The sequence below is a fragment of the Lentzea guizhouensis genome (assembly GCF_001701025.1).
GTDB lineage: Bacteria > Actinomycetota > Actinomycetes > Mycobacteriales > Pseudonocardiaceae > Lentzea > Lentzea guizhouensis.
The window spans coordinates 5,235,459-5,250,473 of record NZ_CP016793.1 but is presented as its reverse complement, the minus strand read 5'-3'; the positions used below and the strand labels follow the sequence as shown (position 1 = coordinate 5,250,473).

The following is a 15,015-nucleotide window of genomic DNA, read 5'->3' as shown; positions in this document are numbered from 1 at the left end:
CTAAGTGGTACGGAACACAGATACGTAAGGTTCATGTGACTACCGTTCCACTACGGACTGTGCTAACTTTTCGGCCCCGAACGAAATGAGACACGCTTCAGCTGCCGCCTGACGGGTATCCGGACGGCATGAACGAACGCACGATGACGTGGCCGGGCGGCGAGCCGATCGTCGAAGCGCGGGTGGAAGACGAGCTGCAGGCCCAGCGCCTGCGCAAGGTGCACGACCACGAGCAGCTCGAACACCTGGCGCGGGTGGTGCGGATGGCCGAGGCGCGCCGGCCGCGTCCGTGCATCAGGCGTCCTGAAGACCTGGCGGCCGGGTGAGGGTCGTCGTCACCGGCGGTTCCGGGAACGTCGGCACGGCGTTGCGCCGCCACCTGGACTTCATCGACGTCGGCGTGGACGTGCGGACGTTGTCGGCGTTGCGGGACGCCATCCGCGGCGCTGACGTCGTGGTGCACCTGGCGTGGGCGATCAAGCCCACGAACAAGGAGACCAACGTCGACGGCACCGAACACCTGCTGGCAGCGTGCGTGAAGGAGAACGTCGGCCACCTGGTCTGCGCGTCCTCGGTGGCCGCGTACGCACCGGCGCCGCGCTGGGGGCGAGTCGACGAGTCGTGGACGCTGACGGGCATCCCCGGCAGCACTTACAGCGCGCACAAGGTCAAGCTCGAAGAGATGGTCCGGCGTTACCCGCTGCCGTGCACGGTCATCAGGCCGTGTGGCATCGGGCAGGCGTCTGCGGCACAGCAGCTGCGACGGTGGCTGTTGGGCCCATGGCTGTCACCGAAGTTGTTGCCGCTCCTGCCCATGCCGTTGTGGGACAGCTTGAGGCTGCAGCTCGTGCACTCCGACGACGTGGCGCGCGCGATCGTCGAAATCGTCAAACGGCAGGCGTTCGGGGCGTTCAACCTCGCCTCCGAACCCGTGCTGACCGCGCCGATGATCGCGAACTCGGTCGGGCTGGGACGGCTGCCGCTGCCGTACCCCCTGGTGGAGAAGCTCGCGGGGGTGACGGCGCGGATCGGGTTGCAGCCGCTGACGCCGGAGTGGGTCCGGATGGCGGACCAGGCTCCTCTCGTGCGGTGCACCCGTGCGCAGGAAGATCTGGAATGGTGGCCCGAACACGACGCGCGTGATGTGCTGCGTGAGGTGGTCACGGCTATGGGGAGGCGTGCGTGAACGAGGTGGACGCGGTCGTCATCGGCTCCGGACCGAACGGGTTGGTCGCCGCGACACTGCTGGCGGACGCGGGCTGGGACGTGCTGGTGCTGGAACAGCGCGACGCTCCCGGTGGCGCCGTCAGGTCGGCCGAGATCACCGCGCCGGGCTTCACCAACGACGTCTACAGCGCGTTCTACCCGCTCGGCCTCGGCTCGCCGATCATCGGCGCGCTGAACCTGGACGTGCGGTGGCAGCACGCGCCCTCCGTCCTCGCGCACGTGCTGCCCGACGACCGGGTCGCGACGCTGTCCCGCGACGTGGAGACCACGGCGAAGTCGGTGGGCACGTTCGCCGACGCGGACGCCGACGCGTGGCAGGCGTCGTTCGAGCAGTGGCGCAAGGTGCGTGACGCCGTGCTGGAGTCGCTGCTGCGGCCGTTCCCCCCGGTGCGAGGGGGTGCGTCGTTGCTGCGCGCGGCCGGACTCGGCGGCGCGCTGAGGCTCGCGCGGATGCTCACGCTGCCGGTGCGGCGGCTCGGCGAAGAGCTCTTCGAGGGTGAGGGTGCGCGTGTGTTGTTGGCGGGCAACGCCATGCACACGGACCTGGGACCGGACCAGGCCGGTGGCGCGGGCTTCGGCTGGTTGCTCGCCATGCTCGGCCAGGAGGTCGGCAACCCGGTGCCGCAGGGCGGTGCGGGTGAGCTGAGCGCGGCGCTCGTGCGCCGGTTCAGCGGGCGCATCGAGACCAACGCGCGTGTCACCGAAGTGCTGCACGCGCGCGGTGTGGCCGTGGGTGTGCGACTGGCAGATGGAACGGCCGTGCGCGCGCGGAAGGCCGTCATCGCCGACATCCCGGCGCCGAACCTCTACCTGAACCTGATCGGCGGCAACGCGTTGCCCGGCAAGCTCGCCGCCGACCTCAAGAACTTCCAGTGGGACGGCGACACCATCAAGGTCGACTGGGCGTTGTCCGGCCCGATCCCGTGGACGAACCCGGAAGCCGCACAGGCCGGCACGGTCCACTTGGGCGGCGACATCAACGGCATGGCGACCACCGCGCACGAGCTCGCGTGCGGGAAGGTGCCGCGGACGCCGTTCACGATCATGGGCCAGATGACGACGACCGACCCGACACGCTCTCCGGCGGGCACGGAAGCCGCGTGGGCGTACACACACGTGCCGTTGGGCGGCACCTGGACACCGGAACGGTTGAAGCGCCGCGCCGATCGCATCGAGCAGGTCATCGAGGAACGCGCACCCGGCTTCCGCGACCGGATCATCGAGCGGTCCGTCCTGGGCCCGCAGGACATCGGCACGGTCAACGGCGGCACGGCGGCCATCCACCAGCAGCTGGTCTTCCGGCCGGTGCCGGGACTGGGCCGCGCGGACACCCCGTTCGACCGCCTCTACCTGGCCGGCTCGTCGGCGTGGCCGGGCGGTGGCGTGCACGGGGCGGCCGGGGCGAACGCGGCACGGGCGGCACTGGCCAGGCACGGCGCGGCGGGCGAGCTGTACAAGGCGTTGATCCAGGCCGCGCACAAGGCGATCTACTGACAGGACGAGCTGCTGACCAGGTGATCTAACGACGGGCCAGCCTGCGGGTGCGTGAAGCCCGCAGGTACCCCATCACCAGCGCTTCCAGGTTCGGCTGCGTCGCCTCCCACCCGTCCCCCACCGCGGCTCCGCGCACCAGAGCCGTGGTCTGGCGCGGTGTCTGCGACGAGTCGACGACGCCGTCCGCCGGCAGCGCGAGCCCGGCGGGCCCGACCAGGACCCGGTGCTCGCCCAGCACCTCCTCGATCTCGCCCGCGACCTGCACCCGGCCCTCGTCGAGCAGCAGCAGGTGGTCGCAGACGTCGCCGAGATCGGTCAACAGGTGCGACGACAGCAGCACCGTCGTGCCCCGTTCGGCGACATCGGTCATGACAATGCGCAACGTCTCGTCGCGCGCCAACGGGTCGAGGTCCGACAGCGGTTCGTCGAGCAGCAACACCTTCGGCAGGCGACCCAACGCCAACGCGATCGCGACCTGCGTGCGCGCGCCGGCCGACAACGTGTGCACCTTCGCGTCCTTGTCCACGCCCGCCAACAGGTCGAGCACCTCGAACGCGCGCTCCTCCGACCAGCGGTCGTTCATCGCCGCGCCCGCCCGCATCATCTCGCGCACGGTGAACTGCTCGTAGAGCGGACGGCGCTGGGTCAGCAGCGAGACGTCGGGGTGCATCCGGCCGCGCACCTCGGTGCCGTGGACGCGCACGGTGCCACGGGTGGGCTTCGCGAGACCGGCGATCAACGACAGCAGCGTGGTCTTGCCGGCTCCGTTCGGCCCCACCAGGCCGGTCACGCTCCCCTCCGGCAGCGTGAACGTGCAGTCGTCGAGCGCTCTCGTGCGGCCGAAGTGCTTCGCCACGCCCTCCGCGCACACCGGACCAGCGTTCATCCCACTCTCCAAAGTAGACGTCCGAAGTAGACGCTAGTAGTGCGTCCCGCGCACGTCCGTGTAGATCGCGTCGACCTCGTCACCGGACAGCCCCTCGTCGACCGCGCGGCCCATCCAGCGTTCCAGGTCCTGCCGCAGCGGCGCGCCGGCCTTCGCGGCGTCGGTGGCGAGCGAGGCCGTGACGAACGTGCCCATCCCCCGGCGGCCCTCGACGAGGCCCTCGTGCTCGAGCTCGCGGTACGCCTTCAGCACGGTGTTGGGGTTGACCCTGGTGGCCTCCACCACCTCCCGTGCCGTCGGCAGCTTGTCACCGGGTCCGAGCAGCCCCATCCGCATGGCCTGCTTGACCTGTGCGGCGATCTGGAGATAGGTGGACACCCCGGAGTGCCGATCGATGCGAAACTCGATCACGCCGCCCAGCATAGGTGTCCACCCGTCCCCCCGATCGCCCTGCGTCACGCCTGCCTGCGCACGGCCCACACCGAGCCGAGCACGAACACCGCCGCGAGACCGGCGAAGACCGAGGCCTCCAGCAGGTGCAGCGTGGTCGCCTGGTTCGCCGGGATGACGTCGGCGAAGGACTTCTCGATGCCGTTGCTCCGGTAGCAGGCCAGCAGGTCCACGTCGCTGTCGGCACCCGCGTAGCAGTTCATCTTCGACCCCGCGTCGGCCACCACCGCGCCGGACGCGTCCAGGTAGCCGCCGTCGACCTGCAACGGGCCGCGTTCGAGGACCAGGGGCTTGGTCGGGTCGTCGCCCGTGACACGGGTCGGGGTGATCATGAGCTCGCGCGTCTGGTTGAGCGCGAACCGCACCACGACGAACAGCCCGAGCGTCAGCGTCATCGCCACCAGCGTCCGCCGGAACGCCGCTCCCGCGAACACCCCGAAGGTGTACGCGAAGAGCGTGTACGCGATCGGCGACACCCCGTTGGCCTCGAAGGTCGTGAAGTAGTACGGCCCGGCGCCGAGCGGCCCCAGCTCACCGGCCGCGTCCAGCCAGCTGTGCACGACGACCTGGAACACGCCGACGAACACCAGCGCGGGCAACGCGGCGACGAGGAACTTCGTCGCCGTCCACCGGGTCCTGCTGACCGACTGCGTGAACGCGAGCGCGTGCGTGCCCTGCTCGAACTCCCGCGCGAACAGCGGCGCTCCGACGAAGACACCGACCAGTGCGGGCAGGGCGAGCACCCCCACCTGTCCCAGCTGCATCCGGTCGTACCAGGTGTTCTGGAACTCGCCCAGCGCGTTGCCGCGACAGTTCTTCGCGCCCGCGGTCACGCAGTCCACGAGGTTGCGCGCGGTGAGGTCGGCGACCATGCCCGCCCGCAGCAACACGATCGCCGTCACCCCGACGAGCAGCCCGATGGCGAGCGTGATGAACACCGGGCGCTGCTGGCGCCACACGATCCAGGTCATGCCGCCACCTCCTCACGCATGTAGGCGAGCGCGAGCCTGCTGAGCCGGTCCATCCCCGGACGGCCGGCGTGCGCGCGCAGCAACTCGTCGACGTCACCGGCCAGCCTGATCCGCCCGTCGGTCAACAGCACCAGGTGGTCGCACACGTCTTCCAGCTCCGCCAGCACGTGCGACGACAACAGCACCGTGATCCCCTGCCCCCGGCACTCCTGCACGAGCGTCTCGAGCACGGCCTCGCGCGCCAGCGGGTCGAGGTCGGCGAGCGGCTCGTCCAGCACCAGCAACCGGGGCCGCTTCCCCAGCGCCAGCGCGAGCGCCACCCGCGTCCGCTGGCCGCCGGACAACGTGCCGACCTTCGCCTCGAACGGCACCTGCGCCCGTTCGACCAGCCCCTCGGCGTACGCCTGGTCCCAGCCGGGGTTCGCGTGGCGGCCGTACTTGAGCGTCTCGGCCACCGTGAACTGCGGGTACAGCGGCTTGGCCTGCGTCAGGAACGCCACGGCGGGGTGCATCCCGCGTCCGTTCGGCACGTCGCCGAACACCCTGATCCGCCCCGTCGTCGGCCGGAGCAACCCGGTGACCATGCCCATCAGCGTGCTCTTGCCGGCCCCGTTCGGCCCGACGAGCGCGACGACGCGCCCGGCCGGGATGGTGAGCGTGCTCTCCCGCAACGCCCAGCCCCGCGGGTACTTCTTCCCCAGTTCCTCCGCCACGACGGGCGGGTGCTGCCTCTCTCGCATGCGAACGACGCTACCACCCTTTCACTAGTTATCTAGTGAAAGGGTGGTGAAGGTCGTTCCGTCAGCTCTTTCCCCTGGCCAGCGCGTGGAGGCGGTGCAGGGTCTCCCTGTTGCGCGGAACGAGCATCGCGTCCTGCACGAACGACGGCAGGAGCGCCGACGGCCCGCGCACCGCGCGCTCGGTCATCCGCACCTCGGTCACGGCCTCCGAGCGGGCCCGCAGCGTGAACGTGATCCGGGCGGCGCCCGCGGGCCACAGCCGTGCGTCCAGCTCCAGCAGCCGTTTCGGCTCGCAGGTCACCACCTCGGTGACGTCTGCGATGGTCAGCGGCCACGGGCCGACGCTGTGGTGGATGCGCGTGCCTGGCGACGGCCAGCCCGCGTCGACGTCACGGATGTGCGACGCGCCTACCACCCACGCCGCGTATGACCAGCCATCAGCAAGTAGCGCCCACACCGTGTCGATGGGCGCTTCGAAGTCCAGCGAAACCTCTGCCACCTCCCAGAGGTACCCCGCGGATCAGGAAGAAATGCGCCGGGTGCGGCGGGCGTTTCCGGCGGCGCTGGAGGTCAGCCCATCGAGTGATGCCCGGCCAGAGATGCCACGAACCTGACGAACCCTTCCGGGTCCTCCGAGGTCGCGGACTGTTGCAAGACCACGCTCGACGCGCCCGCCTCGGCCACGGACGCCACGAGGTCCGTGACGAACGCACGATCGCGTGAGTCCGTCTCCACGTAGACGACGACCGGGTGCTCGCGGGACGACCGGATCAACCGGACCCGCTCCAGGTCGGCGGAGGCGTCCAGGATCGTGCCGTCACCGACCTCACCGGCCAGGTCCAGCGTCTTGAGCCCGAGCCCGCCGACGTAGATCGGTACCGGCGCGGCGAGCGGCCAGTCCAGCGCGACGCCGGTCAGCGACACGTACCGGCCGGACACGGTGACCCGTTCGCCCGCCAGCAGCGCCTTCAACGCGAGGGTGTACTCGCGCAGCAGCGTCAGCGGCGACGACACCCGCGCGCCGACCTGTCCCATCCAGTCCTGCACGCCGTGCCCGACGCCGATCATGACACGGCCGGGGAACATCCGCTCCAGCGTGGCGGTCTCCATCGCGGTCAGCGCGACGTTGCGCAGCGGCACCGGCAGCAACCCGACGCCGACTTTCAACCGCTCGGTCCAGGCGAGCGCGGCGGAGGCGGCCGCGATGCCGCTCTCCAGGAAGCAGTCCTCCCACAGCCACAACGAGTCCAACCCGGACTCCTCGGCGGCGAGGACCACGGAACGCAGACGTTCTGGCGGGAGCTGGGGCCGGTGGACAGCGCCGAGTGTGGTCACCCGACAACTACTACCGGCCCCGGCAGGGGTTGGGCAACAACGTTGTCGGTGTCAACAGCCGCCGCAGTTGTAGTACGTGACGTCCCAGTGGTTCGACTCGCGGAAGTAGATGTTGCCCGAGCCCGAACGCCACTTGTTGCCACCGATGGAGGTGAACGTGCGCGTGACGTAGTTGTTCAGGCAGGTCGACAGCGAGTAGTCGAGCTTGTAGCCGTTCCAGTGCGAGTAGGTGCCCGACGCGTGCCCGGTCTCGGTGCCACCGGTGACGTTGAGCGCGCAGCCCGACGCGCTCTTGAGCGTCTTCGCACCCTGGATGCTCATCACGTTGACCTGGTCGAACGACGTGCAGTTCGGACGGTTGCGGTCACTGCAGCCGCCGCTGGAGGACCAGGTGATGCCGGCCGCGCGCAGCTGGGCGGTCGCCTGCGAGTGCGTGTACTTGGCCGGTGCCGCCGACGCGACGGACGCGCCCATCAGCAGTGCCGCGAACATCGCGACCACAGCGGCGATCGTGCGTACGAACATGCTTTCTCTCCTTCAGCCCAAGGTGTGGCGAAAGCTAGGAAGGAGCGGTAAAGGGACGCCTAAACCGGTCTTTGGCGGTTCTTCAGCGTGCTGCGGCACAGTCCGCTCAACGTTCGAGCAAGATCGGAGCAACAACAATGCGCATTCGCCACGCCGTCGCGGCGACCGCCATCTCGCTGGGGCTGCTGGGAGGCCTCACCGGTGTCGCCCAGGCCGCGCCGGAGGGCAGCGAGCTGGAGCCGGTCGGTGTCCAGCAGGTCGAGGCCGCCGACGCGAGCTACGGCGGCACGATCACCCGCGCCGAGGTCATCAAGCGCGCGAAGAACTGGTGGGACCGCAAGATCCCGTACTCGCAGTCCGCGTACGCCTACGACATCAACAAGGGCAAGAAGTACCGCACGGACTGCTCCGGCTTCGTGTCCATGGCGTGGAAGCTGACGACCAGCCGCACCACGTCCACTTTGGACGAGGTCGCGACGAAGATCTCCTGGGCGAACCTGAAGCCCGGTGACATGGTCCTGCGCAACGGCCACGTCAAGCTGTTCGAGAAGTGGGCCAACACCGCCAAGACCTCGATGTGGATCTACGAGGAGGGCAGCACGGCCACCGACATGGACCACGAGACCGTGTCGGTCGCGACGCTGAAGTCCGGCGGCTACGCGCCCTGGAAGTACAAGAAGATCAGCTGACCGCGAGGGTCCCCAGGGGTGGCCATCGCGCCGACCACTGGGGCACCTCCCCGGACTCGCGGGTGCCCAGCCGCGCGAACAGCGCGGCGGCCTCGTCCCAGCAGCGGTCCGCGCCTGCCACGTCCCCCGAGCAGGCGTGGGCCGCGCCGAGGTCGCGCAACGTCCTGGCCCGCCACAGGTGCAGGCCCAGGTCGGTCCACGACGTGAGCGCCTCGGTCAGCACGTGCCGCGCGCCCGCGTAGTCGCCCCCGGCGAGCCGCCACTCGCCCAGGGTGCGGCGGACCAGCGCCTCGCCGAACCGGTCGCCGACGTCGCGGCAGCCGTTCAGCGCGGTGGTCAGCAGCTCCCGCGCGGGGTCGAGATCGCCCTTGCGCAGCAACACCTTCGCCCAGGCTTGGGCGGTGTAGCAGCCGAGCAGCTCGTCACCGGTGCCCGCGACCATCTCGTGGGCGCGCACGACGTGCTCCTCCGCCAGGTCGAGCTCGCCGCGAGCGCGGTGGACGAGCCCGACGCCGCGGGCGGCGAGCGCCTCACCACGACGGCTCTTCGCCTTGCGGTAGGCGGCCTCAGCCTCGTGCAACGTGTCGAGCGCCTGCTCGTCGCGGCCCAGTTCCCGTTCCACCGAGCCGATTCCGTACAACGCGTGTGCGACGCCCTCCGGGTCGTTGCCCGCCAACAGCTCACGGGCCCGGCCGAGTGCTTCGAGCGCACACGGGTACTCGCCGAGATCACGGCACACCATGCCGATGCCGTTCATCGCGACGGCTTCGCCGTGCTTGTCGTTGAGGCCGACGAACAACGTCTGCGCCGTGTCGAACCACGAGCGCGCCTCGACGAGGTTGTCCCGCTTGTAGTGCATCTGCCCGAGGCTGCATCTCAGGACCGCTTCCAGCCGCACGTCCCCGGTGCGCCACACCGCTTCCAGCGCGGCCGTGTGTGTTCGTTCCCAGGCCTCGTACCGGTTGCGCAGCCCGAACCAGGCGAACACCAGCACCTCGGCCAGCTGCGAGGCGGTGGCGGCGAGGCCCAGCTCCGCCGCGCGTTCCACCAGCTTGGTGAGCACCGACTCCTCGCGGGCGAACCACGCGTCCTTGTCGGCCGGCCTGGCGGCGGTCGCGAGCACACCCAGCGAGTCCTGCATCCGCGGCACGGCGAGGAAGAGCTGCTCGGTGAGACCGTCTACAGTGGACAGTGCGGCGATCACGGCTCTGCGCACCAGGTCCTCGCGGTCGTGCCGCGGGTCCTCGGCCTCGGCGAGCTCCCTGGCGTGCAGGCGGACCAGCTCGTGCATCCGGTAGCGGGCGCTGCCGGTGACGTCGAGCAGCCGCGCGTCGACGAGCTGGTCGAGCACGTCCTCGTCGAGCAGGTGCGCCCACAGGTAGCTCGGCAGCTCGGGCAGGCCGAGGAACCCGAACATCCGGTACGCCCTGCGCACGTCCTCGTCCAGCGCCCGGTACGTGAGCTCCAGGCTCGACCGCACGGCCAGATCGTCCGCCACGAGCTCGTCGAGCCTGGAACGTTCGTCTGCCAGACGCCGCACGAGCTTCGACACGGGCCAGTGCGCGCGCCCGGCCAGACGCGCACCCGTGATGCGCACGGCCAACGGCAGGTATCCGCACAGCCGCGCCACCTCGGTGGCCTGGTCGGGCTCGGCCCCGACCCGGTCGTCACCGAGGATGCGCGCCAGCAACGTGACGGCCTCGTCGTCGCCCAGCACGTCGAGCGGGATCCGGTGCACGCCCTCCAGCCCGCAGAGCCGGCTGCGGCTCGTGATCAGCGTGAGGCAGCCGGGACTGCCCGGCAGCAGCGGCCGGACCTGCGACACACTCGTGACGCCGTCCAGCACGATCACCACCCGCCGCCCGCCGACCTGCGCCCGCCACAGCGCCGCGCGTTCCTCCGGGCTCTCCGGGATCCGCTCGCTCGGCACGTCCATGGCGCGCAGCAACGCGTCCAGCGCGCCGGACGGTGAGTGCAGGTCCACGAACAGCTGCCCGTCCGGGTACCGCTCGGCCAGGCGGTGCGCCGCGTGCACGGCGAGCGCCGTCTTGCCCACGCCCGCCGGCCCCTCGATCCACCACACCCCGCCGTCCCCGGTCAGCAACCGGTCGAGCTCCCTGACCCGCCCGGTGAAGTCACCGGCGTCGCGCGGCAGGTAGTTGCGCCGGGTGTCGCGCGCGCCTTCGAGGACATCGCGGTAGAGCTGCTGCAGCTGCTCACCGGGCTCGACCCCGAGCTCGTCGACGAGCACCCTGCGCGTCTCGCGGAACACGCGCATCGCGTCGGCCCGGCGACCGGCCCGTGCCAGCGCGGTCATCAGCTGCCCGCGGAGCCGTTCCGCCAGCGGGTACTCGGCCACGAACACGCCCAGCGGGTCGATCAGCTCGGCGTGCCGCCCCAGCGCCAGCTCCGCGTCGACCCACGCCTCGGCGGCGGCCAGCCGTTGCACGTCGAGGGTCTGCGCGAACACGACCGGCGTGCCGCGCCACAGCCGCAGCGCCTCCTTGAGCAGCTCGGCCTTGATCTTGAGCTCCGCGGTGTCCTGCGCGTGCGCGACGAGCTGCCGGAACGCGTGCAGGTCGACGTCCTGCGGCCGCGCGACCAGCACGTACCCGGCCGCCCGGTGCTCCACCGGCAGCCCGGCCCTGCGCAGACTCGAGATGTGCACCTGCAGCGACTTGCGGGCCTGCGGTGGCGGTCGCTCACCCCAGATGAGATCGATCAGCCGGTCGACGGGCACGATCTTCCCGCACTCCACCGCCAGCACCGCTAAGATCTGCGCGGGCTTGGGCGGTACCGGCGGCTCCACCGGCCCGAGAATCCTGACTTCCACCGTGCCCCCACCAGTGTTGAAGATTCACCAAGTTCTGCGCGGCATTGTCAAATTCTGACGCGGCCCCGGTGCACGCGGTTCCTCTTCTGGGTGAAGGCCACTCGAATGGACGCAGAAGTCGATGCAACCAGACCAGGGTTGTCCACGTCCACGCAACTGCGAGTGGTTCCAAATATGAACTATCGTTCTGGTTTCTGAAGGCTTGCTTTCAGCCGCCCGAACTCCTCCGCGAGCGCGGGCAGCTGCCAGTGCGCGTTCAGCCCGCTCGGATTGGGCAACAGCCACACCCTGACCCCGCCCACGGTCTCCTCCTGAGGCCCGACCTGCGCTTTCTTGCGCCCGAAGGCGGCCCGGTACACGGTCACGCCCAGCACCGCGAGAACCCGCGGTGAATACCTCGCGACCTTTTCGGTCAGCTCGGCCGCACCGGCTTTCATCTCGTCAATTGTTAATTCGTCGGCTTTGGCGGAAGGCCTTGCCACGACGTTCGTGATGCCTAGCCCGAGTTCGAGCAGCCGCTCCTGCTCGGCGGGCGCGAACAGCCGCGGCGTGAACCCGGACAAATGCAACGCGGGCCAGAACCGGTTTCCGGGCCGGGCGAAGTGGTGGCCGGTGGCCTCGGAGACGAGACCGGGGTTGATGCCGCAGAAGAGCACGTCCAGGCCGGGCTTGAGCACATCACCGATCATGGGCCCGAGCCTACGAGCACTACCCTGCACGCCATGGCCCGGCTCCCGTTGCTGTTCCTCGACGTCGACGGCCCGCTGCTCCCGTTCGCCGGCGCCAAGCACACCGGCCCGGCCGATGCGAACCCGCTGCTCGCCCGCCTCGACCCCCTGCACGGCCCCTGGCTCGCCTCACTGCCCTGCGAGCTCGTCTGGGCCACCACCTGGGGAACCGACGCCAACGACGTCCTCGCGCCCCTCCTCGGCCTCCCCGCGCTCCCGGTCGCGACCTGGCCAGAGGACCGCGAAACCGAGGACAGCGACCACGCCGCCGGTCTGCACTGGAAGACACGCGGCCTGGTCGCACTGGCGGGCACCAGGCCGTTCGCCTGGGTCGACGACGAGATCACCGAGAAGGACCGCGCCTGGGTCGCCGACCACCACGGGCAAGCCCTCCTGCACCGCGTCGACCCGCGCCACGGCCTCACCGACGCCGACTACCTGACCATCGACGCCTGGCTGCGCGCCTGACCCCCTGTTCGCTGCCGCACGCGGGGCCCTTTCGTGCGCCAGGAGAGTACGAAAGCTCCCCGCGTGCACTCCGCGAAGGCGCCCTAGGTGGTAGCCGGCACGCGGGGGCGAGGGGTCCACATCGTGTAGCCCGCGCGGCGCGCGTCCTCCGGCGAGTGGAAGAACGCGTCGCCCTTCATCCGCTTGTAGTAGGGCGACTCCGGGGTGTGGAACATCATCGTCCGCGAGTTGGCCTTGATCGCGGGTGCGGGGGCGGCCGGCTCCTCCATGATCGAGAGCCGGGTCTCGGGGACGGCGGCCGCGCCCCGGGAGCGCATGGTGAGCCACGTCAGCAGGACGCCCGCGAGGAAGGCTCCCGCGCACAGCAGGAACATCTGGATGAAGAACCCGAACAACGAAAGGCTCCTAGCCCGTAGTCGTGAAGTCCTCGTCGACGCGCAGGCCGGGGGCGGCGGCGCGCAGTGCGTCGCTCAGGGCGCCCGCGCGCGCGTGGTCAGGTACGCGCGCCGAGGTGATGAGGTGTCCGGAGTGGACGACGGCGGTGAAGTCGCTGACCCCCGCGCCGAGCACCGCGCCCAGCACCGAGGCGACCTGGGCCGGCGGGACCGGCGAGCGGGTGCCGGGAACAGGGGTGATCATGTCGGTGATCAGGTGCGCGGTGCCGACGGCGCGCACGGCGTCGACCACCTCCTGCCGTTCGGCCGTGGAGGTGGTGCCCGCCAGCACGATCTCGGCCGCGCGCACGGCGAACACCAGGTGGCCTGGTGTGACCGGGGAGACCGGACCTGCGTGCACCGCGACGCCCACCGAGGCGAGCAGCAGCGGCACGGCGATCGCGCCGACGAGGACGCGCTGCGACAACTGCACGCGCCTGACCTATCTCATCCGGTGGACCGCATGCCACCGCTTGGAGCAGAACCACCAGGACACCGGTCCTGATTTCACCCGTTCGAGGAGATCTTCACCGGGACGCCACCGGCCACCAGCCGCCAGTCCGACCGCACGAAATCCGCCGGGTCGAGCACCCCGGCGGCCTTCACCCACTCGATCAGCAGCTGCCTGATCTCCTGCTGCTGGTTGTGCAGCACCGGCGCGGTGGCCACGTGCGGGAAGTCGCCGCCGCCCGCCTGCCGGTAGTTGTTCACCGCGACCGCGAACTCCTGGTCGTCCCCCACCGGCACACCGGCGTAGGACAGCCCGACGATCCGCGACCCGGCGGGACGGGCGATGTCGATGTCGTAGGTCAGCGGCGCGTCCAGCCCGTAGGCGATGTCGAAGTTGTAGTCCGGCACGTCCGCCGACACCTCGGCCGGCGAGAACGGTCCCGCGGACGAGACCTGCGCGAAGTAGCGCGCCGCCTCCTCCAGGAAGTCGCGCAGCTGCGCGCCCGTCAACCGCACGCCCACCAACGTGTTGTCGAAGATGTACAACCCGGCGACGTCGCGAATGGACACCTCGCCCGCCGGGATCGCCGCGCCCCGGTTGAACGGCGCGCACAGCGACAGCACCGGCAGCGACGTGGACTTCTTCACCTCCAGCGCCTGCACGTGGTTGATGAAGCACAGCGCCGGCGTGTCCTCGAACCGCGACCGCTCCGCCGACATCGCGCCGCGGCACGTGCCGATCCGCGCGTTCACGTAGTGCACGACCTTCTCGTGGTCGTGCCGCAGCAGCCGCACGATCCGCGGGTCCTCCTCGACCGAGGCCGTCGTCAGCACCGACGACCGCGACGACTCCAGGTGCCAGGTGCCGTCGAAGAGCAGGTCGAACTCCAGCACCGACAACCGCTTGCCCGAGTACAGCGGCTCGGTCAGCAGCACCCGCCGCCCGGTCACCTTGTTCGTGACGAACCGCTGCGCGATCTCCACGTGCGCGTGTCCCACCAGGATCGCGTCGATGCCCGGCACCGTCTCGGCGACCAGCTCCGCGCAGTTCTCCGGGAACGGCACCTGGTCGCCCAGCGACGACGACAGGTCGGCCCCCGAGTGCGCCGCGACGATCACCAGGTCCGAATGGCGCCGCACCTCCGGCACCCAGTGCAGGGCCTGCTCCACCAGACCGGGGAACGTCAGCACACCCTCGACGTGCGCCTTGTCCCACACCGCGATGCCGGGGTTCGTCAGCCCCAGGACGCCCACGCGCAACGGCGGCCCACCGGTGCGCCACACCGTCTTCACCACGTACGGCGGAAACGCGGGCTGTCCCGTCGCCAGGTCCAGCGCGTTCGCCGCGAGCAACGGGAAGTCCAGCTGCCGTTCGAACGTCCGCAGCACGTCGAGCCCGTAGTTGAACTCGTGGTTGCCGACGGCCGCCGCCGTGTAGCCGATCGCGTTCATCGCGGCCGCCATCGGATGCACGTGTGCACGCGTGATCGGCTCGACTTTCGCGTAGTAGTAGGCCAACGGCGTGCCCTGGATCGTGTCGCCGGCGTCCAACAACAATGTGTGGTGCCGGCCCACGTCAGCGCGTATCGCACTCACGAGCGTGGAGATCTTCGCGAGGCCCACGTCGTCGTGCGCGAAGTCGTCGTACTCCCGGTCGCGGTAGTAGTCCCAGTTGAAGAGGTTGCCGTGCAGATCCGTCGTCCCCATCACCGTCAGCGTGAACGTGCGCAGGACGCTCACCTCCGGGCGGTCGTCGGGTCCCAAAACGAACATAGCTGCTCACAC

General features: G+C 70.2%; 17 protein-coding genes. 5 read left to right on the top strand and 12 right to left on the bottom strand.

The annotated features are described in order from the left end of the window. Positions 1–128 precede the first annotated feature (128 nt). From BBK82_RS25955 to BBK82_RS25945, 3 genes are read left to right on the top strand one after another with little or no spacing between them, the layout of a single operon-like run. On the top strand, positions 129–326 hold the full coding sequence (locus BBK82_RS25955; protein ID WP_065917345.1) for a hypothetical protein: 198 nt from the start codon (positions 129–131) through the stop codon (positions 324–326). Continuing rightward, positions 323–1,186, top strand: a complete 864-nt coding sequence (locus tag BBK82_RS25950) for an NAD-dependent epimerase/dehydratase family protein (protein ID WP_065917344.1) — start codon at positions 323–325, stop codon at positions 1,184–1,186. The genes BBK82_RS25955 and BBK82_RS25950 overlap by 4 nt, the downstream gene beginning before the upstream one ends. Beyond that, positions 1,183–2,721, top strand: a complete 1,539-nt coding sequence (locus tag BBK82_RS25945) for a phytoene desaturase family protein (protein WP_065917343.1) — start codon at positions 1,183–1,185, stop codon at positions 2,719–2,721. Before BBK82_RS25950 ends, BBK82_RS25945 begins: the two co-directional genes overlap by 4 nt. A gap of 25 nt (positions 2,722–2,746) precedes the next feature. Here BBK82_RS25945 and BBK82_RS25940 read toward each other — a convergent pair whose 3' ends face one another. From BBK82_RS25940 to BBK82_RS25910, 7 genes are all read right to left on the bottom strand, one after another. Then, complete coding sequence (locus BBK82_RS25940; RefSeq protein ID WP_065917342.1) at positions 2,747–3,607, bottom strand: ABC transporter ATP-binding protein; 861 nt, start codon at positions 3,605–3,607, stop codon at positions 2,747–2,749. Between the two features lie 33 nt (positions 3,608–3,640). Next, entirely contained in the window at positions 3,641–4,018 is a 378-nt protein-coding gene (locus BBK82_RS25935) for a GntR family transcriptional regulator (protein ID WP_065921348.1), read from the bottom strand. 44 nt (positions 4,019–4,062) lie between these two features. Beyond that, a complete protein-coding gene (locus BBK82_RS25930) occupies positions 4,063–5,028 on the bottom strand; it encodes an ABC transporter permease subunit (RefSeq protein ID WP_065917341.1) in 966 nt (321 codons plus the stop codon). Beyond that, entirely contained in the window at positions 5,025–5,768 is a 744-nt protein-coding gene (locus tag BBK82_RS25925) for an ABC transporter ATP-binding protein (protein WP_083268150.1), read from the bottom strand. The genes BBK82_RS25930 and BBK82_RS25925 overlap by 4 nt, the downstream gene beginning before the upstream one ends. A gap of 61 nt (positions 5,769–5,829) precedes the next feature. Continuing rightward, positions 5,830–6,267: an SRPBCC family protein gene (locus BBK82_RS25920; protein WP_065917339.1), complete on the bottom strand. Its 438-nt coding sequence runs from the start codon at positions 6,265–6,267 to the stop codon at positions 5,830–5,832. 71 nt (positions 6,268–6,338) lie between these two features. Then, positions 6,339–7,103 carry an LLM class flavin-dependent oxidoreductase gene (locus tag BBK82_RS25915; RefSeq protein WP_065917338.1) on the bottom strand — a complete coding sequence of 255 codons (765 nt, stop codon included), beginning with the start codon at positions 7,101–7,103 and terminating at the stop codon, positions 6,339–6,341. A gap of 51 nt (positions 7,104–7,154) precedes the next feature. Then, positions 7,155–7,628 carry a hypothetical protein gene (locus BBK82_RS25910; protein WP_065917337.1) on the bottom strand — a complete coding sequence of 158 codons (474 nt, stop codon included), beginning with the start codon at positions 7,626–7,628 and terminating at the stop codon, positions 7,155–7,157. Positions 7,629–7,765: 137 nt separating this feature from the next. Here BBK82_RS25910 and BBK82_RS25905 point away from each other — a divergent pair, with 137 nt between their 5' ends. Beyond that, positions 7,766–8,317 (top strand): NlpC/P60 family protein, encoded by a 552-nt coding sequence (locus BBK82_RS25905; protein ID WP_065917336.1) that lies wholly within the window; start codon positions 7,766–7,768, stop codon positions 8,315–8,317. On the opposite strand, the gene BBK82_RS25900 is transcribed toward BBK82_RS25905, so the two are convergent. Then, positions 8,310–11,150 carry an AfsR/SARP family transcriptional regulator gene (locus tag BBK82_RS25900; protein WP_065917335.1) on the bottom strand — a complete coding sequence of 947 codons (2,841 nt, stop codon included), beginning with the start codon at positions 11,148–11,150 and terminating at the stop codon, positions 8,310–8,312. The two genes, BBK82_RS25905 and BBK82_RS25900, sit on opposite strands and share 8 nt — an antisense overlap. A gap of 179 nt (positions 11,151–11,329) precedes the next feature. Next, positions 11,330–11,839 (bottom strand): G/U mismatch-specific DNA glycosylase, encoded by a 510-nt coding sequence (gene mug / locus BBK82_RS25895; protein ID WP_065917334.1) that lies wholly within the window; start codon positions 11,837–11,839, stop codon positions 11,330–11,332. A gap of 33 nt (positions 11,840–11,872) precedes the next feature. Here mug and BBK82_RS25890 point away from each other — a divergent pair, with 33 nt between their 5' ends. Then, positions 11,873–12,346 (top strand): HAD domain-containing protein, encoded by a 474-nt coding sequence (locus BBK82_RS25890; protein ID WP_065917333.1) that lies wholly within the window; start codon positions 11,873–11,875, stop codon positions 12,344–12,346. 83 nt (positions 12,347–12,429) lie between these two features. Here the strand turns inward: BBK82_RS25890 and BBK82_RS25885 are convergent, their stop codons facing one another. The 3 genes from BBK82_RS25885 to BBK82_RS25875 form a co-directional block, all read right to left on the bottom strand. Beyond that, on the bottom strand, positions 12,430–12,741 hold the full coding sequence (locus BBK82_RS25885; RefSeq protein ID WP_065917332.1) for a sunset domain-containing protein: 312 nt from the start codon (positions 12,739–12,741) through the stop codon (positions 12,430–12,432). Positions 12,742–12,751: 10 nt separating this feature from the next. Continuing rightward, the gene (locus tag BBK82_RS25880) at positions 12,752–13,213 is read right to left on the bottom strand and encodes a hypothetical protein (protein WP_065917331.1); all 462 of its coding nucleotides are present in this window, start codon (positions 13,211–13,213) and stop codon (positions 12,752–12,754) included. A gap of 74 nt (positions 13,214–13,287) precedes the next feature. Next, positions 13,288–15,003 (bottom strand): bifunctional metallophosphatase/5'-nucleotidase, encoded by a 1,716-nt coding sequence (locus tag BBK82_RS25875; protein ID WP_065917330.1) that lies wholly within the window; start codon positions 15,001–15,003, stop codon positions 13,288–13,290. Positions 15,004–15,015 lie beyond the last annotated feature (12 nt).

What these genes read in the sequence shown, in the direction of transcription:
- BBK82_RS25955 (WP_065917345.1), top strand. Translation starts at nt 129, where the DNA reads ATGAACGAACGCACGATGACGTGGCCGGGCGGCGAGCCGATCGTCGAA.
- BBK82_RS25940 (WP_065917342.1), bottom strand. Translation starts at nt 3,607, where the DNA reads ATGAACGCTGGTCCGGTGTGCGCGGAGGGCGTGGCGAAGCACTTCGGC.
- BBK82_RS25930 (WP_065917341.1), bottom strand. Translation starts at nt 5,028, where the DNA reads ATGACCTGGATCGTGTGGCGCCAGCAGCGCCCGGTGTTCATCACGCTC.
- BBK82_RS25925 (WP_083268150.1), bottom strand. Translation starts at nt 5,768, where the DNA reads ATGCGAGAGAGGCAGCACCCGCCCGTCGTGGCGGAGGAACTGGGGAAG.
- BBK82_RS25910 (WP_065917337.1), bottom strand. Translation starts at nt 7,628, where the DNA reads ATGTTCGTACGCACGATCGCCGCTGTGGTCGCGATGTTCGCGGCACTG.
- BBK82_RS25905 (WP_065917336.1), top strand. Translation starts at nt 7,766, where the DNA reads ATGCGCATTCGCCACGCCGTCGCGGCGACCGCCATCTCGCTGGGGCTG.
- mug (WP_065917334.1), bottom strand. Translation starts at nt 11,839, where the DNA reads ATGATCGGTGATGTGCTCAAGCCCGGCCTGGACGTGCTCTTCTGCGGC.
- BBK82_RS25890 (WP_065917333.1), top strand. Translation starts at nt 11,873, where the DNA reads ATGGCCCGGCTCCCGTTGCTGTTCCTCGACGTCGACGGCCCGCTGCTC.
- BBK82_RS25875 (WP_065917330.1), bottom strand. Translation starts at nt 15,003, where the DNA reads ATGTTCGTTTTGGGACCCGACGACCGCCCGGAGGTGAGCGTCCTGCGC.